This is a genomic window from Mixta mediterraneensis (assembly GCF_014946725.1).
Taxonomy (GTDB): Bacteria; Pseudomonadota; Gammaproteobacteria; order Enterobacterales; family Enterobacteriaceae; genus Pantoea; species Pantoea mediterraneensis.
Map to the genome: position 1 here is coordinate 128529 of NZ_JACFXY010000004.1, position 20173 is coordinate 148701.

17 protein-coding genes, 1 tRNA gene and 2 pseudogenes are annotated in these 20173 nt (G+C 50.6%); 9 read left to right on the plus strand and 11 right to left on the minus strand.

Annotation, left to right across the window (positions count from 1 at the left end; translation table 11 throughout):
* Positions 1–2: 2 nt before the first annotated feature.
* The gene (gene rcsC, locus H2P46_RS09310) at positions 3–2855 is read left to right on the plus strand and encodes a two-component system sensor histidine kinase RcsC (protein ID WP_193404820.1); all 2853 of its coding nucleotides are present in this window, start codon (positions 3–5) and stop codon (positions 2853–2855) included.
* 223 nt (positions 2856–3078) lie between these two features.
* On the opposite strand, the gene rcsB is transcribed toward rcsC, so the two are convergent.
* From rcsB to H2P46_RS09325, 3 genes are read right to left on the minus strand one after another with little or no spacing between them, the layout of a single operon-like run.
* On the minus strand, positions 3079–3729 hold the full coding sequence (gene rcsB, locus H2P46_RS09315) for a response regulator transcription factor RcsB (protein WP_193404821.1): 651 nt from the start codon (positions 3727–3729) through the stop codon (positions 3079–3081).
* 1 nt (position 3730) lies between these two features.
* Positions 3731–6385 carry a phosphotransferase RcsD gene (rcsD, locus tag H2P46_RS09320; protein WP_193404822.1) on the minus strand — a complete coding sequence of 885 codons (2655 nt, stop codon included), beginning with the start codon at positions 6383–6385 and terminating at the stop codon, positions 3731–3733.
* A gap of 19 nt (positions 6386–6404) precedes the next feature.
* On the minus strand, positions 6405–7559 hold the full coding sequence (locus tag H2P46_RS09325) for an MFS transporter (protein WP_193404823.1): 1155 nt from the start codon (positions 7557–7559) through the stop codon (positions 6405–6407).
* A gap of 174 nt (positions 7560–7733) precedes the next feature.
* On the opposite strand from H2P46_RS09325, the pseudogene H2P46_RS09330 reads away from it, so the two are divergent.
* From H2P46_RS09330 to ompC, 3 genes and pseudogenes are all read left to right on the plus strand, one after another.
* Positions 7734–7970: pseudogene (locus tag H2P46_RS09330) on the plus strand (beta-barrel domain-containing protein); the annotation flags it as partial.
* Positions 7971–8080: 110 nt separating this feature from the next.
* Positions 8081–8886 (plus strand): IS5 family transposase gene (locus H2P46_RS09335; RefSeq protein ID WP_193403474.1). Its coding sequence is split into 2 segments (ribosomal slippage): positions 8081–8431 and positions 8434–8886, totalling 804 coding nucleotides; the frame shifts between segments, so codons are not numbered across the junction.
* Positions 8887–9438: 552 nt separating this feature from the next.
* Entirely contained in the window at positions 9439–10554 is a 1116-nt protein-coding gene (ompC, locus tag H2P46_RS09340; RefSeq protein WP_193404824.1) for a porin OmpC, read from the plus strand.
* 330 nt (positions 10555–10884) lie between these two features.
* Here ompC and H2P46_RS09345 read toward each other — a convergent pair whose 3' ends face one another.
* Positions 10885–10998 carry a response regulator gene (locus H2P46_RS09345; RefSeq protein ID WP_193404825.1) on the minus strand — a complete coding sequence of 38 codons (114 nt, stop codon included), beginning with the start codon at positions 10996–10998 and terminating at the stop codon, positions 10885–10887.
* 145 nt (positions 10999–11143) lie between these two features.
* Here H2P46_RS09345 and apbE point away from each other — a divergent pair, with 145 nt between their 5' ends.
* From apbE to H2P46_RS09360, 3 genes are all read left to right on the plus strand, one after another.
* Positions 11144–12178: an FAD:protein FMN transferase ApbE gene (apbE, locus tag H2P46_RS09350; RefSeq protein WP_193404826.1), complete on the plus strand. Its 1035-nt coding sequence runs from the start codon at positions 11144–11146 to the stop codon at positions 12176–12178.
* A gap of 17 nt (positions 12179–12195) precedes the next feature.
* Entirely contained in the window at positions 12196–12837 is a 642-nt protein-coding gene (gene alkB, locus H2P46_RS09355) for a DNA oxidative demethylase AlkB (RefSeq protein ID WP_193404827.1), read from the plus strand.
* Between the two features lie 91 nt (positions 12838–12928).
* On the plus strand, positions 12929–14581 hold the full coding sequence (locus H2P46_RS09360) for a multidrug ABC transporter permease/ATP-binding protein (RefSeq protein ID WP_193404828.1): 1653 nt from the start codon (positions 12929–12931) through the stop codon (positions 14579–14581).
* A 19-nt stretch (positions 14582–14600) separates the two neighbouring features.
* On the opposite strand, the gene H2P46_RS09365 is transcribed toward H2P46_RS09360, so the two are convergent.
* From H2P46_RS09365 to H2P46_RS22965, 3 genes are all read right to left on the minus strand, one after another.
* On the minus strand, positions 14601–15350 hold the full coding sequence (locus H2P46_RS09365) for a 4'-phosphopantetheinyl transferase family protein (RefSeq protein WP_193404829.1): 750 nt from the start codon (positions 15348–15350) through the stop codon (positions 14601–14603).
* A gap of 71 nt (positions 15351–15421) precedes the next feature.
* Positions 15422–15625, minus strand: a complete 204-nt coding sequence (locus tag H2P46_RS09370; protein WP_193404830.1) for a hypothetical protein — start codon at positions 15623–15625, stop codon at positions 15422–15424.
* Between the two features lie 269 nt (positions 15626–15894).
* Positions 15895–15972 (minus strand): hypothetical protein, encoded by a 78-nt coding sequence (locus H2P46_RS22965; protein ID WP_238938976.1) that lies wholly within the window; start codon positions 15970–15972, stop codon positions 15895–15897.
* A 137-nt stretch (positions 15973–16109) separates the two neighbouring features.
* On the opposite strand from H2P46_RS22965, the pseudogene H2P46_RS09375 reads away from it, so the two are divergent.
* Positions 16110–16220: pseudogene (locus tag H2P46_RS09375) on the plus strand (DUF4113 domain-containing protein); the annotation flags it as partial.
* Positions 16221–16325: 105 nt separating this feature from the next.
* Here H2P46_RS09375 and H2P46_RS09380 read toward each other — a convergent pair.
* From H2P46_RS09380 to H2P46_RS09390, 3 genes are all read right to left on the minus strand, one after another.
* Positions 16326–16402, minus strand: a tRNA-Pro gene (locus H2P46_RS09380).
* Positions 16403–16475: 73 nt separating this feature from the next.
* Positions 16476–18227: an LPS biosynthesis-modulating metalloenzyme YejM gene (gene yejM / locus H2P46_RS09385; protein ID WP_193404831.1), complete on the minus strand. Its 1752-nt coding sequence runs from the start codon at positions 18225–18227 to the stop codon at positions 16476–16478.
* Between the two features lie 21 nt (positions 18228–18248).
* Positions 18249–18476 (minus strand): YejL family protein, encoded by a 228-nt coding sequence (locus tag H2P46_RS09390; RefSeq protein WP_193405004.1) that lies wholly within the window; start codon positions 18474–18476, stop codon positions 18249–18251.
* Between the two features lie 158 nt (positions 18477–18634).
* Here H2P46_RS09390 and yejK point away from each other — a divergent pair, with 158 nt between their 5' ends.
* On the plus strand, positions 18635–19639 hold the full coding sequence (gene yejK, locus H2P46_RS09395; RefSeq protein WP_193404832.1) for a nucleoid-associated protein YejK: 1005 nt from the start codon (positions 18635–18637) through the stop codon (positions 19637–19639).
* Between the two features lie 129 nt (positions 19640–19768).
* Here the strand turns inward: yejK and rplY are convergent, their stop codons facing one another.
* Positions 19769–20053 carry a 50S ribosomal protein L25 gene (gene rplY, locus H2P46_RS09400; RefSeq protein WP_193404833.1) on the minus strand — a complete coding sequence of 95 codons (285 nt, stop codon included), beginning with the start codon at positions 20051–20053 and terminating at the stop codon, positions 19769–19771.
* Positions 20054–20173 lie beyond the last annotated feature (120 nt).

Sequence of the window (20173 nt, forward strand, 5' to 3'; positions counted from 1 at the left end):
CTTTGAAATATCTTGTCTCTTTTCGCACCACACTTCGCATTTCGCGCTACTTATTCAGAGCGCTGGCGCTATTGATTTGGTTGTTGGGCGCGGTGCTTACCTCGTTCCATATCATCAATGTGCTTCATGAAAAAGAGAACCAGGTGCGTCAGGAATTCTCCAGTAATTACGGCCTGACAGAATGGTACGTTCGGCACTCAGCCGACATGTTGCGTGAACTGAAATTTATCACCGAAAACCGCTTAACCAATGCCAACAATGGGCTGGATGTTTTGACCGGCATGATGCCCGGCAAATCGACTCAACCCCAATTCACGCCGCTGTTTTCCGATGGCGATTGCACTTCAATGAGTAAAGCCTGGCGCAGCTCACTGGATTCGCTGAGCTATTACATCAACTACTGGAAAAGCAATTTCGCCTCGTCTTACGAACTTAATCGCATGTTCTTTATTGGAGGAGAAAATCAGTGCCTCGCCGATTTCACCATCGGCAGCAGCAGTGTCGATCGTGAACGCAGCCTGAAAACCTTGCGCGAGCATGTCCTGCACTACCGCAACAGCAATGAAGAAGAACGGCGCAATCCGATATACTGGATAAACAACAGCACGCAGCCTGGCATTGGCAATTTCTATATGGTGATGCCGGTATATGTTGCCAATAAACTGCAGGCGCTGCTTGGCGTTGAGCAGAATATCCGCCTCGACGAATTTATTCAGCCGGGTAATTTGCCTGTCGTTGCTACCATTACCGACAGTAACTATCGTCCGTTAATTACGTCGCGCCGTTGCGGCGTTGGCTTTGCAATGGATGATTTGCCCGATGAAAAAACCTGGTTTGGCTACCTGGATGGTTATCGCCAGCTGGTGCTGAAAAAGCCGCTGCCACCGTCTGACTTAAATGTAGTGTGGTCGGTTTCCACCGATGTGCTGGTTGATCAACTCAAGCTGTTGATGATTAGCGCGTTGCTACTGAATGTACTTAGCGCGGTATTGCTGTTTACGTTTGCCTGGCTGTTTGAGCGCCGTATGTTTCTGCCTGCTGAAGAGAACGCCCATCGGCTGGAAGAACATGAACAGTTCAACCGTAAAATTGTCGCTTCAGCACCGGTAGGCATTTGTATTCTGCGCACCAGCGACGGCACCAATATTCTGAGTAACGAACTGGCGCATAACTATCTGACCCTGCTGACGCAGGAAGATCGCCAGCGCCTTAATGAAATCATTGGCGGGCAGCAGGTTAACTTTGTTGATGTGCTTACCGGTAGCAATACCAACCTGCAAATCAGTTTTGTGCATTCACGCTATCGCAACGAAAACGTAGCGATTTGCGTATTAGTGGATGTTTCTGCGCGCGTGCGCATGGAACAGTCATTACAGGAGATGGCGCACGCAGCAGAGCAGGCCAGCCAGTCAAAATCCATGTTCCTGGCGACCGTCGGCCACGAGCTGCGAACGCCTTTGTACGGCATCATCGGCAACCTTGACTTGCTGCAAACCAAAAAGTTGCCAGCCAGCGTGGACTCTCTGGTTACGGCGATGAATAACTCTTCCAGCCTGTTGCTCAAAATCATCAGCGATATTCTCGACTTCTCAAAAATTGAGTCGGAACAGCTAAAGATTGAGCCGCGTCCGTTTGCGCCGCGTGAAGTAATTACCCACATTGTGGGCAATTATCTGTCGCTGGTAGTGAAAAAACGCCTGACATTATATTGTTACATCGAACACGATGTGCCGCAGTCGCTGGATGGCGATCCGCTGCGCTTGCAGCAGGTCATCTCTAATCTGTTGAACAACGCCATTAAGTTTACCCATACCGGCTGCATTATTCTGCACGCCTACGTGTGCGAGGGGTATCTGGCGTTCCGCGTACGTGATACCGGCGTCGGCATTCCGGCGAAAGAAATGCCGCGTTTGTTTGATCCGTTTTTCCAGGTGGGTAGCGGCGTACAGCGTAATTTCCAGGGAACCGGCCTGGGGCTGGCAATTTGTGAAAAATTGATCAACATGATGGATGGCGATATTGAGTTTGACTCTGAACCCGCTATGGGTAGCCAGTTCATCGTGCGCATTCCCATTTATAAAGGGCAACAGCCTTCGCCGCCGCTGCTGGAAGGAATGCAGGATAAAACTATCTGGCTGGCGATGCGTAATGAATATCTGGCGCAGTTTATCGAACGGTTATTGCAGCAGCAGGGGATTCAGGTCGCTGAATATAATGGCAAGGCGGGCAGCGATGACGTCTTGCTGTCTGATTATGAGCCAGAGATCGATACACCGCTGCGTGCCGGTATCATCTTTAATGGTGGGCATGCCGATATGCCGCGTGAATACCAGCCGGGGCGCTGGGTTCATAGCACAGCCACTTTACATGAACTGCCAACGTTGCTGGCACGCATCTATCGCATTGCTGTCGAGAGTGAGGCCGCTGATACGCTACTGCTAGTGGGTCCTGTCGAAGAAAAAGTACATAACGACGATCTGATGGTCCTGATCGTTGACGATCATCCGATAAACCGTATGTTGCTGTCTGAGCAGCTGGGAACATTAGGTTATCAGGTCAAAACGGCTCAGGACGGCGTGGATGCGCTCAATGTATTAAGTCGCAATGAGATCGATATTGTCCTTACCGACGTTAATATGCCAAATATGGATGGTTACCGCCTGACACAGCGTTTACGCCAGTTAGGTCATGTTTTCCCTGTCATTGGCGTTACGGCGAATGCCTTAGCGGAAGAGAAACAGCGCTGTATGGATGCGGGGATGGACAATTGCCTGTCGAAACCGGTGACGTTAGACGTGCTAAAAGTGACGCTGGCAATTTATGCTGAACGGGTACGCAAAGCGCGGCAAGGATAGCGCGGTAAGGGTAGGGCGAAAGAGAAAGGCGGTACTGAACGCACCGCCTGAGCCTGCCAGCGCAAATCACACAGACGATAGTAAAGTTGCAGAAACGTCATCCCTGACGGCTCGGTTCGCGCCGTTCATGGCGCGGAACGCTTTACTTTTCGGCCTGTGCTTTCCGCGCTTCAGGTTTGTCAGCAGCCGAAGCGTGGCTGGATGTATGACTGCCGGAAACCACTTAGTCTCTTTCGACTTGCGTCGCGCTCACGGAAGAGAGGTAGTTCAGCAGAGCAATGTCATTATCCACGCCCAGTTTCATCATCGCCGACTTTTTCTGGCTACTGATGGTCTTAATACTGCGATTCAGCTTTTTAGCGATTTCCGTTACCAGGAAACCTTCGGCGAACAAACGCAGGACTTCACTCTCTTTCGGCGATAAACGCTTATCGCCGTAACCACCGGCACTGATCTTCTCAAGTAATTTTGCTACGCTTTCTGGCGTGTATTTTTTGCCTTTCTGCAGGGCAGCCAGCGCCTTCGGCAGATCGGTAGGTGCGCCTTGCTTCAGCACAATCCCTTCAATATCCAGATCCAGTACTGAACTCAGAATGGCCGGGTTATTGTTCATGGTCAGAACGATAATCGACAGATCGGGATAGTGGCGTTTAATGTATTTAATCAGCGTGATGCCGTCGCCGTATTTTTCACCTGGCATAGAAAGGTCGGTGATCAGAACGTTAGCATCCAGTTTGGACAAGTTGTTAATCAGTGCTGTTGAGTCTTCGAACTCACCTACAACATTAACCCATTCAATCTGTTCCAGTGATTTTCGGATACCGAAAAGAACAATTGGATGGTCATCGGCAATAATTACGTTTAAGTTATTCATCTTATTGGTTACCTTGCTGCAGCAGTTGGTTGACGTAAGCGTCAATATCACTGATGGTATTTGTAATGTTTGAATCGTCACACACATTAATGTGCTGTTCTAACTCTTCACAAAGCTGTTTGCCTGGTAGCAAATTGAGCATGGCAAACACGCCTTTTAGGCGATGCGCTGTCTGAGCAAGCGAGGCGTAATCCTTTTCCGCCGACTCAGTATACAATCTCTTTACATCATCCGGTACTGTCTCAGTGAATAGCTGGAAATAACCCCCGCTCATAAGTGGCGTGGCAGCCTCTGTTTCAGTGTTATCCTCCATAACATCATGGGACAATTGCTTCTCAATCAGCGCCAGCAGCGCATCAAGTAACGCGCTGCTCAGATTGAAATTGACCCGATATTGCTGGTCGTTCAACGCATGATGGCCAAGTTCATCCTCAGCCAGCAGCAGTGCCCAGCCCGTTAATTTTGCCGGATCGTCTGTCACCAGCACGTCATGATCTTGTCCTGAAATACGTTCATCAGGCGTCAGGCAACGTGCGCCCCAGTTTTCCAAATGACGACACACGATTTTGTGCACATCTTCCATAGCGATTTCCACTAATGCGGTCACGCCATCAAGAATTTTCTCTTCTTCCTCTACACTTCTTTGCTCCAGCGCGAGCGGCAACTGGATGTTATAACGCGTACCGATGTCGGCTTTTGCCACGATTTCCAGGCTGCCGCCCATCTGTTTACAGAGCTGTTTGCACAAGAAAAACGCCATGCCAGAAGCCTGACCGTAGCGATCCTGGCTGGTATCACCCAGGAACGGGAAATCAACATTGGCCAGTTCATCTACTGTTAAGCCTGCACCGGTATCTACCAGCTCAATGCTCAGGCGATCGGCATGTTGTTCAGGCGTTTTTACATCAAGTGAAATCTTACCCCAGCGCGTGGTGGTCAACGCATAATGCACCAGCGTGGTCAGCACTTTTCGCAGCGCACGACGATCGCCAAAACGCATTTCATCATTAGGTTGATGATTATTAACCACCAGTGATAAGCCTTTGCGGCGCATCAGCGGCAAACTTTCCAGCGCGATTTCATCTAACAATTCTTGTAAATTAAATACCGTGGCGTCAGGCGACCAGTCGTGCGCTTCAAGGCGATTCAGCAGCACAATATCATCGACCAGGCGTGATAAACCCTGGCTTTCATCCAGCACGTCAAGCACGGCTTCGTTGTGATCGTGCTGACTCAGTTGCACCAGTTGGGCCACCATTTTTTCCAGCGGCACATTTATCGCATGGCCCAGATTCTGTAGCAGTTGCTGACGCATCTGGTGATTACGATCCAGTACCTGCTGCGCTTTTTGCAGCTTCTTATTCACCAGCAACTCACGATCCTGATCGCGCATCATAAATAGCTGGGTATGCGGCGATAGCATGCTGCGTGCGTGACGGATTTCATACACTTCGTTATTAATGGTTGCCTGCAATACGCCCTGATGTTGGTCTGACATATTGATGATTTTTTGTAAATTAAGATGAGGCAACAGGTGCTCTGCAATTTTATTGCTCAGCAAAGTACGGTTGCTGGCAAAGTCATATACCAGTAAGCCGACCGGCAAGCTGGCGACGATCTCTTCATTCAGAACCCGCAGCGAATCAAGTTCCGCACTCTGGTTCTCGCTGGGACGCAGCGACTGCTGACGCAGCAGCACCATGCCCGCAAGCGACAGCAGGAACAGCAGCAGGTTACTCAGCAGCGGCCATAACAAATTGTGTAGCGTATCGATAAATAAGCGGGTAACCGGAACGCGATATACCAGCTGTAACGAGGTGCTCGGCAGCGTGGCGGCAATTTCTAAGTTAGGGTTTGCCAAAGAAATTTGCGTGTTCTCTGCCTCTTCCTGATCGGTACTGCTCGGCAACGCCGCGACCTGACGCAGCTGGAAGTTTTCCAACGGCATATTCTGTGGGATCAGGTCATTAATTGGCAGATCAAATGCCACCACCGTTGCCAGATGGCCTGGCTGATTGAAGGTGGTGCGCACGGTAAAATAGTGGTCGTTCTGAAAGGATAAATGGCGCAGCGGCGAAAAGCTTTCTCGCTCGTCCAGCGCATTGGCCTGCTGAAGCATCTCAGCACGGCGTCCATCAACCAGCGAACTGATGGCGCTTTCTTTATAACGTGTCGCCATATCTTTCAGCGGCAGCGTTGAGATCATAATCAGACTGTTATCCTGCCCATTCAGAAAATACATCGACCAGGTTGGATTTTCTGTACCCCACAACGTATCCAGATAACTGGACATACGCATGGTCATGTCGAGCGTGCTGCTGTCATGTGATCCAAAAATCAGCGCTTCGGTTTTGCGACGGGTTTTTTCGAGATAATAAACATCAGGGCGCAGACGCGTCTCCTGCAGGCTGCTGGTCGGCGTCGATCCCGCTGCACTGGTAGCCAGATTTTCATAAATCTGCCAGGTGGCGAAACGGTAAGCATCAATGCGTTTTTGCATGGCGCGCGCCACGTCAGTCATGGCATAACGTTTTTCGGTCAGCCAGGCGTTCACCGAGTTGTGCACCACAAAGCCCAGCGCCAGTAACAGCACCAGATTGAAAACCACAAAAAAGCGGGTGACATTGCCTGATGTCAGGGGAAACTTATACAACATAACGTCTCAGATACCTGAATTATCGCGCAATAGGTCGCGCACTGGCCGCCACAGCTAGCAGTAATAGCGCAATTAGCAAAAACGCGCCGCTGAGGCTGAACCATTGAGAAATGAATCCGATTAAGGCCGGACCTGAGAGAATACCCGCATATCCCAGCGTTGTCATGGCTGAAATCGCCAGGTTTGCTGGCATATCCTGTTGATTCCCGACAGCATTGAACAACATCGGCACCGTATTAGCTAAACCAAAACCGACCAGCAAAAAGGCGAGCAGCGCCATCTCAGGCCAGGGCAGCAACACAGCCAGCGACATGCCCGCCGCTGCGGCTAAGGCGCCAGTCAGCATGACCGGATAGCGACCAAAGCGATGAATGACGCTGTCGCCAGTGAAGCGTCCCAGCGTCATCGCCACCGAAAACAACGCATAGCCGAGACCCGCATGAGCGGGCGGCATCGTCGGGCTTTGTAGCAGCAGTAGCGCACCCCAGTCCAGCACCGCGCCTTCGGCCAGAAACAGGATAAAGCACAGCACACCGAGAAACGCCACCCAGCCGCGTGGGATCACCAGCCACGGCTGTTCGGGCTGATGCAGCCGATCGTTCATAAAACCAGGAAGACGCCATATCAGTAGCAGCAGCATGACGGCCATCACGACTAAAACGGCAGTGAGCGGTGTGAATGCGGCACTCAGTAACAGACTAACCGTTCCCGCGCCTAAGATGCCGCCCAGGCTGAAGAAGCCATGAAAGCCTGACATCAACGGGCGACCCGCTGCTTTTTCTACCTCGACCGCCTGATAGTTCATTGCCACATCCAGTGTGCCCAAACCGGCACCGAACAACATCAGCGCAGCAGCCAGTAATAGATGAGATGCTGTGGTTGCCAGCAGCGGCAGCATAATCAACACCAATAGCGTTGATACCAGCATGACGCGGCGGCAACCAAAACGTGCCACCAGCTTACCGGTGACCGGCATCGCTGCCAGCGATCCAATCCCTAAACACAGCAGCAGCGCGCCCAGCGACGCACCCGTAAGCTGTAAACGATCGCGTGCGAAAGGCACCAGAGGGGCCCAGGCAGACATGGCTAATCCGTTAATTAAAAAGATAGTGCGCGTGCCCCAATGCAGGCGGCTGGTATGTCTGTTCTGCTGTGCGGTATTCAGTGCGGTCATAGCTTAAATTCATCGGTGACAAAGCGGCCAATTGTAGCATTGAAGCCGTTAATTCTCTGCGCGTAATAGGTATTCATCAAACGGGTGATCATTAGCGAACAATCGGCAAAAAAGGGAGTTTACCGACTTTTTCCCCGCCGCGATTTTTTTCCAGAACTTTCCTGGCATAAACCTGGCGAAGTAGAAATCGTCTCGCCAGATACCCTTCAGGACGAGGCAAAACGCGATCAATATTACTATCGTGTCTATGTTCGTACCCAGAAAGCAGAGCTAACGAACCGGGCAGGCCGAAAATTCCCGATTGTGCCGGGTATGGTGGCGAATGTGGAAATTAAAACCGGTCAGAAATCAGTAATGGATTATTTACTTAAGCCCCTGAATAAAGCCAAAGAATCGATGCGTGAGCGTTGATCATTCGATCCAGCGCTATATCTACCTCTCTTTATTACCAGCATAAATTAAGAACCTATCCCAAAAGGAATTGTCAGATCGTAAATAATGGCAATTTTTGAGGGCGAAGTATGGCGGGCAACAAGTGGCAGATCAGCGATGAACTCTGGGAGAAAATGGCTCCACTTCTCCCGGAACATAAAACCCACCATCCGCTGGGCACGCATCGTAGACGTGTTGATAATCGTGCCGCAATGAACGCCATTTTCTTTGTGCTCAGAACCGGTTGCCAATGGAATGCCCTGAATGCCACGGATATTTGCTCATCCAGCTCAGCCCACCGCCGCTTTCAGGAATGGCGGGATGCTGGAGTATTTGAACGCTTCTGGCAAAACGGGCTGCTTGCCTGCGAGAAGCGGGATGCCATTGACTGGTCATGGTTGTCGATGGATGGCTGCATGACAAAATCGCCCCTTGCAGGCTCAAAAAAACAGGTCGCAACCCGACTGACAGGGGGAAGCAGGGAGTAAAGCGGAGCCTGATGACCGACGGGAACGGGCTTCCGCTCTCGCTGGCTGTCGCAGGGGCAAATACCCACGACATAAAACTGGTTGAAGATACGCTGGACGCGCTACAGACCGGCAGGCCGGGTCGCAGGCTGCATCTGTGTATGGACAAAGGCTATGAGGCTGAATGGGTGGAAATTTGTTTGAAAGCTCGTCGTTATGAACCTCATATCCAGTCGGGGAAAGAGGAGTCTGAGGCAATTAAAAACAGCGAGTTCAGGGCTCATCGTTGGGTTGTGGAAAGAACGCATAGCTGGATGAATCGCTTTCGCCGCATACTGACGCGATGGGAGAAGAAAGTCGAAAACTACGAGGCGATGCTGCATTTTGCTTGCAGCATCATTGTCTGGAATAAAATCCTTTTGGGATAGGTTCTAAGTCGAATATTGTTTGCCGGTTAAATGAATAATCCGTGCTGAATTTGACCTTTAGTGCGGTCTGCAAACGCTGTTATTTTAAGGAAGAAGTTAAGTTTACGTTTAAATAAGACAGGAAGACATTTTGTGCAAAAAAAATGCCGGACAATCATGTCCGGCGGGAAATTAGGGTAAATATCTCATTCGGGGTGAATGAAGGTAATAATGAAATAAATGATGATAGCGGGATCTATTGTAGGCACTGATGAGATATAAGTTTTATCATTCAGTGCTGAGAAAAACATAACTCAACTTTTTGATTTTAAAGCTAATTAAATTAAGTAAACATTTTGTGCGATATTTATTATCAATATGTGCTGGTTATTAGTTCCCCAAAATTTACTTATTGAAAAAACTATTGCGGTTTATGAAACAGTTTCGGAAATTTAGTAGCATTTTCGCGGTGGATTATTGCCCTTTATAAAAGAACAATGGCTTGCCGGCTGAATTTTTAATCGTTCAGTTTGCAGTGGCAAATTATAAAGGCACATAACAGAGGGTAATAAAATGAAACTTCGCATTCTCTCCCTGATGGTTCCTGCGTTGCTGGTCGCCGCAGGTTCAGCAAACGCAGCTGAAATCTATAATAAAGACGGTAATAAATTAGACCTGTTCGGGAAAGTTGATGGTCTGCACTATTTCTCAGATGACGATGGCACCGATGGTGACCAGTCGTATCTGCGCTTTGGTTTCAAGGGCGAAACCGAAGTTAATGATCAAATTACTGGTTACGGCCAATGGGAATATCAGGCTGCACTGAATACGGCTGAGTCTGAAGGCACTGCAAATAGCTATACCCGTATTGGTTTTGCCGGTTTGAAATTTGGTGATGCAGGTTCACTTGATTATGGTCGCAACTATGGCGTGACGTATGACATCGGCGCATGGACCGACGTACTGCCTGAGTTCGGCGGCGATACCTATGGCGCAGATAACTTCCTGTTCCAGCGCGGCAATGGCATGGCAACCTATCGCAACACCAACTTCTTTGGCCTGGTTGATGGCTGGAACTTTGCCGTGCAGTATCAGGGGAAAAACGGCGACGGTGACGAATCACCGAATGGCCGTGACGTACTGGGTCAGAACGGCGACGGCTGGGGCCTGAGCACCACTTATGATCTGGGTTCTGGTTTTGGTATCGGTGCGGCTATGTTCCAGTCTGATCGTACTAATGACCAGAATGGCCGGAACAATCCAGCCATACTGGGTCGTGGTGATAAAGCCGAAGCCTACACCGGCGGCCTGAAATATGACGCGAACAATATTTACCTGGCAGCGATGTACACCAAGTCTTACAATGCGACGCGCTTCGGTGACAGTGATTCAGCCGCTTACGGTTACGCAGATAAAGCAGAAAACTGGGAACTGGTTGCACAGTACCAGTTTGATTTCGGCCTGCGTCCATCACTGGCTTACGTGACTTCTCGTGGTACAGATATTCAGGGCTGGGGCAAACAGGACCTGAAAAAATATATTGATGTAGGTGCGACTTACTACTTCAACAAGAACATGTCTACTTATGTTGATTATCAAATCAACCTGTTAGACGACAATGATTTTACTGATGCTGCCGGTGTTAATACCGACGACGTTGTCGCCCTGGGCCTGGTTTACCAGTTCTAAGCGGACAGGGAGCGTGACTCTCTCACGCTCCCCTTTTTTTATTCCGCTGAACGCCATTTCTTTTGCTTCCGCGCCCTGTTAACGGGTGGAACGCTTCCTTCAAAGGCCGAACCTGCTAAGGTGAAGGCTGAAAAATCCAGCCAGCGTTGCCAGCCTATATGCTTTGGTTGTGTCTTATCCATTCCGCACCTCTCAGAGTTAAACGCTGATTTAACAATGCAGAATTCATGCCAGTTTCACCGCTCGTAACGCCACGGAGACCGACTGGAAACTGGTAAACTGCCGCCGCCCTGATGAAGGGAACAATGTTCTGTTTTGGTGCAGAGAGCGTTAATGCTGGCGCGGCTGGGAGGGCGCAATATGTCTGATGCGCTTTTGCTGCCACAGTTTATAACTGCTGAAGGCAAACAGGCCGAGAGCGATGGCGAGAATTATATAAATCATCTGATGCTCCTTTAATGTCATGCCCCGGTTGCGAGCGGAAGCCTTCATGGTGGCAATGGCCTGACAATGGATCAAGACGATTTTCACGGATTTACGAGTTGTTTATGCTTTGTATCAGCTTGGAATAAAGTTTTACAGGTGAGGAATGATGCGTATTCAGATTAATCTGCCGTTAGTGGTTTTGGCAATGTTTTTATTAGCAGGCTGTGATCAAGGTTCGCCCTCGCAGACCCTGGTACTGGAAGGCAAAACCATGGGGACCGTATGGCGCGTCAGTATGGCAGGCGTGGAAGCCGGGCGTAAAATTGCCTTGCGGCAGGCGATACAAAAGCAGCTTGATGCCGATGATGCTGAGCTTTCTACCTGGAAGCCGGACTCGACGTTATCGCGTTTTAATCAAAACCAGAGGAGGGAGCCGCAACCGGTAAGCGCCAATATGGCGGATATTGTCACCGAAGCGTTGCGCATTGGTCATAAAACGTCGGGCGCGATGAATATCACCGTCGGGCCGTTGGTCAATCTCTGGGGGTTTGGACCGGACAGGCAGCCAGCGCGTACACCCAGCGAGGCACAAATTGCTGCCGCTAAAGCCTTAACCGGCTTACAGCATTTACGCGTGCTTCAGGGCGTAGATGGGCAGTGGCTACAAAAAGATCTGCCAGGTTTGTATGTTGATCTTTCAACGCTGGGCGAAGGATTTGCTACCGATCATCTGGCACGTTTACTGGAGCAGCAGGGCATCAGTAATTATCTGGTGTCGGTGGGCGGGGCAGTATTGAGCCGCGGCAACAATGCCAGCGGTCAGCCGTGGCGCGTGGCAATTCAAAAACCTACCGATCGTGAAAATGCGGTGCAGGCGCGCGTTGAACTGCACGGTCATGGCATCAGTACGGCGGGCAGCTATCGCAACTATTATGAACTAGACGGCAAACGCATTTCCCACATCATCGACCCCGCCACAGGGCGGCCAATTGAGCACAGGCTGGTTTCGGCAACCGTAATTGCGACGACCGCGCTTGAAGCCGATGGCTGGGATACCGGGCTGATGGTGCTGGGCAGTGAAAAGGCGAAAGCGCTGGCGCTAAAAGAGCATCTGGCCGTGTATTTAATCAGCAAACAGGGCGACCAGTTTGTTAGCTGGATGTCTCCGCAGTTTGCCGCTTTCCTTATTAAACAGTGATCGACAGGAGGGCCACTATGCTGGATCTGTTTAGCGAAGATGAACCATGGCAAGAACCGCTGGCGGAAGGGGCCGTCATTTTACGCCGCCGCGCACGCGACAATGCTGATGCGCTTTATCAACACATCTTGTCCATCTCCGCGCAAAATCCGTTTGCCTATCGCATCACGCCAGGCGGTCATCGTATGTCGGTAGCCATGACCAACTGCGGCGATTTTGGCTGGTCTACTGATTCGCGCGGTTATAAATACAGCGAACAAGACGATCAAAACAACCGCAAATGGCCGCCGATGCCGCACTTATTTCGCAGCCTGGCGCAGGAGGCCGCCCGCGAAGCAGGTTTCCCTCTGTTCAACCCAGACGCCTGCCTGCTTAACCGCTATGAACCGGGGGCAAAACTGACGCTGCATCAGGATAAAGATGAGAAGGATTTGCGCCAGCCGATTGTGTCGGTATCACTGGGTTTGCCGGCGGTATTTCAGTTTGGCGGGTTTGAACGTGGCGACAGCGCTCAGCGTATATTGCTGGAGCACGGCGACGTGGTGGTGTGGGGCGGGTCATCGCGCCTGCGCTATCACGGGATTTTACCGCTGAAACCGGGCGTGCATCCGCTGATCGGCGCCTTCCGTTATAATCTGACCTTCCGTCGCGTGCATTAACAGGGGCGTCAATACGCCCTGCGAATAATTATTGCTATCATTCCGCATCGCTTTAAACTGCAGGCTGCTTTTTGACTGCTGGATACTTTTTATGACGTTGTTAAACGTTGTTTTTCGCCAGTTCCGCTGGCCATTTATCGGGGTTATTTTCCTTACCTTGCTGAGCGCGGCGTTAGGTATTGGCATGATCGCCTTTATCAATCGTGAAATGATTGTCGCCATCAATACCTCCTTTAGCGTACTGCCGCAGTTCCTGTTTCAGCTGTTGCTGTTAATGGCAGTGACGCTGGCTTCACAGCTGGCATTAACGCTGCTTGGGCATCAGTTTGTCTGGCGCATGCGTGGTCAGTTTATCAAACGTATTCTGGATACACGCGTCGAGCGCATTGAGCAAATTGGCAGCGCGCAGTTACTGGCAGGATTAACCAGCGACGTACGTGCGATTACCATCGCCTTTGTCCGCTTGCCGGAGCTGATCCAGGGCATCATCCTTACCCTCGGCTCGGCGATATATCTCGCCTGGCTGTCACCTAAAATGCTGATAGTGACCAGTTTATGGCTGACCGTGACACTCTTCGGCGGCTGGTTACTGGTATCGCGTGTTTATCAGCATATGGCGAAGTTGCGTGAAGTTGAAGATAACCTGTATCGGGATTATCAAACGGTAATTGATGGGCGCAAAGAGCTTCAGCTTAACCGCGAACGCGCCAGACTGGTGTACGACACCGTTTATCTGGAAGATGCTAACACCTACCGTCATTATATTGTGCGTGCCGATACTTATCATCTCAGTGCAGTGAACTGGTCAAATATTATGACGCTGGGCGCGATTGGCATGGTGTTTTTTATGGCTAACAGTCTTGGCTGGGCCAACACGGCAGTTGCGGCGACCTTCTCGCTGACGTTGCTTTTTTTGCGCACGCCGCTACTTTCTGCTGTTGGCGCGCTACCCACCTTGCTTAGCGCACAGGTGGCATTTCGTAAACTCAACACCTTCGACCTGGCGCCTTATCAACCCGAATTTCCTACGTTGCCTACGCTAACCCACTGGCAAACGCTGGAACTGCGTGACGTCAGTTTTCATTATGGCGAAAACGGTTTTCAGGTCGGGCCAATTAACCTGACGTTGCGCCGGGGTGAATTAGTTTTCCTGATTGGTGGCAATGGCAGCGGTAAATCGACGCTGGCTATGCTGCTAACCGGTTTGTACCAGCCCCAGTCCGGCACGTTACTGCTGGATGGCAATGTGATTGATGCAAGCGACCTTGACATGTGGCGCAGGCATTTCTCGGCGGTATTTACCGATGTGCATGTGTTTGATCGCCTGATTAGCCGGGAAGGCGAACCCGCTAACCCGGCGCTGGTGCAGCAATGGCTGGAAAAACTGAAAATGCAGGACAAGCTGAAGATTGAAGGTAACCGGGTTCTCAACCTGCAGTTGTCAAAAGGGCAGAGCAAACGACTGGCATTGTTACTGGCGGCGGCGGAAGAACGCGACGTGCTACTGCTGGATGAATGGGCTGCGGATCAGGACCCACATTTTCGACGCATTTTCTATCGTGAGCTGCTACCGTGGTTACAGCGTTCCGGTAAAACCGTATTGGCTATCAGCCATGACGATCATTACTTTATCCATGCCGATCGGCTACTGGAGATGCGTGACGGGCAGCTTAATGAGCTTACCGGCAAAGAACGAGCGATGGCGACGCTGGACGCAGTAATACGAACGGATACCGGCCATTAATACCTGCTGTCGGCTGTAGTTATACCGGTTTAGCCTGCCCGCTAAGCCGGTTTTTACCATCATGGGTTACCAGGGTAATGACATATTTATCCTGTAACAGAAATTCCGCCTGAAGCAAACAGCCTTCCTTAAAGGTTTCACTAAAGCGATGCGTCAACTGCAACGTGGCACACTGTGAGGCTAAATCCATCTGTATCAACTCGGCCTGATGAAAATCCATTGGCTGATGCAGCTGTGGCCATAACGCTTTGTAAACGCTCTCTTTCAGCGAAAACAGCAAGGTCGCGGCGAGAGAAAAATCCAGCGGCAGGGTATGTAAATAGGCTTTTTCGGCGGCACACATAAGCATCCCTGCAGTTTCATGTGCGGTTTCCGCTGTCATTTTCTGTTCAACATCGACCCCTACGCACAGCGACCGGCTGGTTGCCGCTACTACCACAACGCTATCGCTGTGTGACAACGATGCCTGTATGCCAGTTGGCCACAGCGGAGAGCGATCCGCCGCGTTATGCAGGATGAATCCGCTGTGTCCCAGCCGCGCCATGATTTGCCGGGCTAATACCCGGCTGGCAAGATATTCAGCACGGCGCTTTTTCACCGCTTTTTGCAGGCGCGGCGGCAACGGTAAACACCATTGTCCGCACAGCTCATCATGATAGCGGCTAGCGTCAAAGCGACCGATCGCCAGCAACGGATCGCTGTCATTCAGGTGTTGAGAAAGCACAAAGCCGCTTGCAGGAAGCGGCAGGGGAATGTCGGGATAGCGCATGCGGCATCACAATTAAGGTGAAAAAGGCATTTAATCAGCCCGCCGCAATAAGGGCAAGTGGCCCTGAATAGTCAGTCGTTAGGCGGGATGGCAAAACTTTTTAGTGAAACGACAAAGTGGTCATGCCCTTTGCTGATACGCGCACCGCGATCGCACCAATGAGACGCCAGACGAAAGAAATCGTCGCTGCCAATGTCGTATGCCAACTCAATTTTGCTAATGCTCGAATGCAACATATCTTCTGCATCTTTAAGGCTTTTCGCTTTGATGACCATAAAATATACCGTCAAAATCAAGGGCCTTTAGCATAAGGCAGAGAAGTGACTTTTTTGTTTCAATTTAATGAAGAGTTAGTAGATTTGAGATTTTTGTGACGGATAACATAAAAGGCCGTGCTGTGTAACCGACTGAATATCCAATTAAAATAACAGCGTGTATGGCATTTTTCTGAGAATGCGACCAGCGCGAGAGAGCAGGGACATTCCGCAGTGGGCAGCACGATTCACGCAGTGAAAGGCCGCGCAATAAATGGCGGCCTAGTGGGTTACTTCTTGTCCGGCTGGGATGTCTTATCGCCGGACTCTGGTGCTTCAGATGGATCGTCTTTTTCGACTCGATGCATAAACTCTCCTCTTGTTACCCACACAAATCTGATTATAGTCGCGATTGCCGGTATAGAAGAGTTTCAGGCGATAAATGTTACAAGCCGATGAAAGTGCGGGTGAAATAAACCACTTTTACGTGTGCTTCCTGTCATGCGGGAAGTGGTGGTTTGCCGGGCTGGGGAAGCAAAAGGCATGGGCTATGAAGCGCGAAATGCTTGCATCTGCTTACACGACCCGGTTGTCTGATCTGCCAGTAGCAAAATGAGCCAGAACCGTGTGGCAAGGTGCGGTAGTTTTTACCATCATTTTGCCATCGCGAACTTAAGCCAATAAAAAAGCAGCCATAACAGGCTGCTTTAGTTGGGAATTTTGGTCGGCACGAGAGGATTTGAACCTCCGACCCCTGACACCCCATGACAGTGCGCTACCAGGCTGCGCTACGTGCCGAACTGTGGAGAATGAGTCTACTGATAATTGCACTGATTGCAAGCTATCAGCAAACTAACTGCCTCATAATTAATCAGTTTGCGATAAAACGCTTCTCTTCCGTTAGCACTTGTAACAACAGCGCCAGCTGCAGCTTATGATCCTTTAGCGTATTTCCTCTGGCATCATAGGCGTGATAGCTACCATTGTTATCCAGCACCAGCGTGATTTGCGGCGTGGTAATCACTAATTTATTATCTTCACTACTGGCGACCCAATCGTGGTGGCGCTGAGCGGCAAACAGATCTTCACCCTGAGAATAATTTACTGGATTGGTACGCACGTGCAGCAAGCGCTGCATCAGAGTGGTCATCACGTCTTGATGATCGGTTAAGCGATTTACCGTTTGCGCTGGCGTATCCGGCCAGTGAATCACTAACGGCACCTGCAACGCCGCGCGATTGCTGGCAATTTCGCCATCGCCATCCAGCGCCAGTCCCCGCTGTGCGGTAATGACTACCACGGTATTTTTCAATAAGTCTTGCTGCTCTAACGTATTCAGCACGTTATGAATTTGCGCATCTATCGCCGAAGTCTGATGTAAATAGCTACGTTGACGCGCTTTAGCCGTGTCGCCACTTAAATCTACACCGTTTAATGACACCCAGGAGAACCACGGATTGCCGTCATCTTTCTGCTTCAGCCAGTTCTGCCATTGCGTCACCGTTGCGCTATTTGGTTGGCTATTGCCGGCAGGTAAGGAGTAATCCGCCAGCAAGGCCTGGCGATAGAGCGGCGGATTAAAACCTTCCGACGAGAACAAGCCAAACTGATACCCCTGGCTGCTCAGTGCGCCGAGCAATGCCGATGGAGTCCGTGAGGCCAAAACGCCATTCATATAGCTGGCTGAAATGCCATAGAACAGACCAAACAGGCCTTTCTCAGGGGTATCCCCCGCGCTGAAGTGCTGGGTAAAACGTATATTATCGTTAGCAAACTGGTTCAATTGCGGCAGCGCTTTCTGCAGAGTGGCCCCGTTCAGACCGTCAACGGTAATCACCAGCAAATTGTTACGTGTACCGCCGTCGCGAAAGGTAATATCACTAAGCGGATATTGCACCGACAAGGCTTCTGGATCGCCTTGCTGCACCAAACGGCGTTGATATTCCTGGGCATCTAATAAACCATGACGCTCAAGAAAGCGGCGGGCCGTCATCGGATAAGAAAGCGGCAGGTTCGCGCGCTGCATGGTAATTGGACGATAGAAGTTGGCATCTGCCCAGATATACATCAGGTGACTGGCAAAGAAGGCACAGATAAACAGCGCTGCCAGCGGTTTACCAAACGAACGGCGATTAAGGCTGCGTAACTTCTGCCAGCTCCAGGTGGCAAACAGCAACTGCACGAGGAATATCAGCGGTACGCAGATAAACATGAGTTGCCAGTCACGCGCCATCTCGCTTTGGTCGGGATTGATAACCAGCTCCCACACCACCGGGTTCAGGTGCAGGTGAAAGCGGCTAAATACCGCGCTGTCTACCATCACCAATGTCAACCCGACGGTGGCAATCACCGCCGATAACACCCTTAACAGCCGTTGCGACATCACCACAAAGGTGAGGGGGAAAATAAGCAGCAGATAAACGGCAAATACGATAAAGCTAAAGTGGCCAATCCAGCTGCTGTAAGCGTAAATACGTCCGGCCAACGAAGAGGGCCAGTCGGCGACCAACAGATAGCGACTGCCTAAAATCAGCACGAATAAGATATTAAACAGCGCAAACCAGTGTCCCCAACTGATCATCTGGGAGATTTTTTCGCGGTAGCGCTGCCGGTTGGTTACCATATTATAGGGTCAAATCAACTGTTAATGAGCGTTGTCGTCACGAACTGAAGACTGCAAAGCTTCAGCGAAAGATCGGGCCAGCGAACGGCGTTGAGCCGGGGCCACATCGTTATTAATCAGGTTGGTGACCATGTTTCCCAACACCATCAGGGAAAGGTCCGTCGGTGCCTGATCTTTTTCCAGGATTTGCACCATTTTCGCGAGGAGCTGCTCCACGCGTTCGTCACTGTAACGGGATGATTGTGGCATATCGTCGTCTAGGCTCATTTCAAAAGGCGATATATTACCGTAACAACGCGGTTTTTTCTGCAATTTTATCGAAAGTGCACCGTTGGTTTTACGCATGGAGTTGAAAGCCGTTGCAGGCGGTGTTTGAATACGCGCCTGAGCTTAAAGGAGAGTCTACCATGAGTCTGGATATCGACCAGATCGCCCTGCATCAGTTAATTAAACGCGACGAGAACCAGTTAGAGCTGGTGCTGCGCGATTCCTTGCTGCCTGCTACCCACACCGCTGAAGCGATGGTGGAAGAGTTGCACCGTGTTTACAGCGCCAAAAGCAAAGCTTACGGTTTGTTTAATGCCGACAGTGAACTGGCACAAGCGCTGCGCAACTGTCGCAAAGGAAACGATGATTTTCTCGCCTTCAGCCGCGCGGCAACCGGCCGTTTGCGTGATGAGCTGGCAAAATATCCGTTTGCTGAACGCGGCGTGGTGCTGTTTGTTCATTATCGCTACCTGGCGGTGGAATACCTGCTGATCGCCGTGTTAAACAGCCAATCCAGCATGCGCGTCAATGAACAGATGGACATCAGCAGCACCCATTATCTGGATATTAATCATGCCGATATTGTGGCGCGTATTGATTTAACCGAATGGGAAACCAATCCAGCATCCACCCGCTATCTGACTTTTCTGCGTGGTCGCGTAGGCCGCAAGATCGCTGATTTCTTTATGGATTTCTTAGGTGCGGAAGTGGGGCTTGACACTAAAGCGCAAAACCGCGGCCTGTTGCAGGCAGTGGATGACTATTGCGATGAATCGAATCTTGATAAAAACGAGCGGCAGAACTATCGCCAGCAAGTGTACAGTTACTGCAACGATCAGCTGCAGGCGGGCGAAGAAATTGCGCTGGAAGATCTGTCGAGCGAGCTACCCCCGCTGGGCGAAAAAACGTTCCAGGCTTTTACTCAGGAACAGGGCTATGAGCTGGAAGAACACTTCCCGGCGGATCGCAGCACGCTGCGTCAGCTGACAAAATTTGCCGGTAGCGGCGGGGGGCTCACCCTGAACTTTGATGCCATGCTGCTTGGCGAACGTATCTTTTGGGATCCTGTCACGGACACGCTGACCATTAAAGGTACGCCACCGAATCTACGCGATCAGCTACAGCGTCGGACCAGCACTAAATAAGTGAATATCCGGGTAGGGCAGGTTCCCGGATTTTATCGCTAACTGAAAAAAGCTCCCAGAGCAGGTTTTCAGCTGGCAATAAAAAAGCCGGTTTCGCAACCGGCTTTTTTACTTCAATCCACTCGGCGATTAAGCACGAATGAAATCGATGTGGAACAGTTTTGGCTTGAACGGGTGACGCTGAACAGCCTGAACTTTTACTTTAGTTTCTTTACCGTCGACAACCAGAGTCAGAACGTCAGTATAGAAACCAGGTTTATCCTGGATATTCATCACGCTATCGTGATCCAGATCGATAGAAACAGCGGCTTCATTACCACCATAAACGATGGCCGGGAAGCGGTTCGCTGTACGCAGGCGGCGGCTCGCACCCTTACCCTGCTCTTTACGTTCTACTGCATTGATAGTGAACATTGCTATATCTCTTTATGATCCCTGCTACAGGCGACCCAGCAGCAGGAGGGTTATTCAAAATCGCTTTTACCCATGCAAAAGCGGGCGGCATTATAGCCGTTATAGGGTGGACGGGCAAAT

What these genes read in the sequence shown, in the direction of transcription:
- H2P46_RS09370 (WP_193404830.1), bottom strand. Translation starts at nt 15,625, where the DNA reads ATGGTCATCAAAGCGAAAAGCCTTAAAGATGCAGAAGATATGTTGCAT.
- H2P46_RS09360 (WP_193404828.1), top strand. Translation starts at nt 12,929, where the DNA reads ATGACGTTGTTAAACGTTGTTTTTCGCCAGTTCCGCTGGCCATTTATC.
- yejK (WP_193404832.1), top strand. Translation starts at nt 18,635, where the DNA reads ATGAGTCTGGATATCGACCAGATCGCCCTGCATCAGTTAATTAAACGC.
- rplY (WP_193404833.1), bottom strand. Translation starts at nt 20,053, where the DNA reads ATGTTCACTATCAATGCAGTAGAACGTAAAGAGCAGGGTAAGGGTGCG.
- H2P46_RS09390 (WP_193405004.1), bottom strand. Translation starts at nt 18,476, where the DNA reads ATGCCACAATCATCCCGTTACAGTGACGAACGCGTGGAGCAGCTCCTC.
- rcsD (WP_193404822.1), bottom strand. Translation starts at nt 6,385, where the DNA reads ATGTTGTATAAGTTTCCCCTGACATCAGGCAATGTCACCCGCTTTTTT.
- ompC (WP_193404824.1), top strand. Translation starts at nt 9,439, where the DNA reads ATGAAACTTCGCATTCTCTCCCTGATGGTTCCTGCGTTGCTGGTCGCC.
- H2P46_RS22965 (WP_238938976.1), bottom strand. Translation starts at nt 15,972, where the DNA reads ATGCATCGAGTCGAAAAAGACGATCCATCTGAAGCACCAGAGTCCGGC.
- alkB (WP_193404827.1), top strand. Translation starts at nt 12,196, where the DNA reads ATGCTGGATCTGTTTAGCGAAGATGAACCATGGCAAGAACCGCTGGCG.
- H2P46_RS09345 (WP_193404825.1), bottom strand. Translation starts at nt 10,998, where the DNA reads ATGATTTATATAATTCTCGCCATCGCTCTCGGCCTGTTTGCCTTCAGC.
- rcsB (WP_193404821.1), bottom strand. Translation starts at nt 3,729, where the DNA reads ATGAATAACTTAAACGTAATTATTGCCGATGACCATCCAATTGTTCTT.
- H2P46_RS09365 (WP_193404829.1), bottom strand. Translation starts at nt 15,350, where the DNA reads ATGCGCTATCCCGACATTCCCCTGCCGCTTCCTGCAAGCGGCTTTGTG.
- H2P46_RS09325 (WP_193404823.1), bottom strand. Translation starts at nt 7,559, where the DNA reads ATGACCGCACTGAATACCGCACAGCAGAACAGACATACCAGCCGCCTG.
- yejM (WP_193404831.1), bottom strand. Translation starts at nt 18,227, where the DNA reads ATGGTAACCAACCGGCAGCGCTACCGCGAAAAAATCTCCCAGATGATC.
- apbE (WP_193404826.1), top strand. Translation starts at nt 11,144, where the DNA reads ATGATGCGTATTCAGATTAATCTGCCGTTAGTGGTTTTGGCAATGTTT.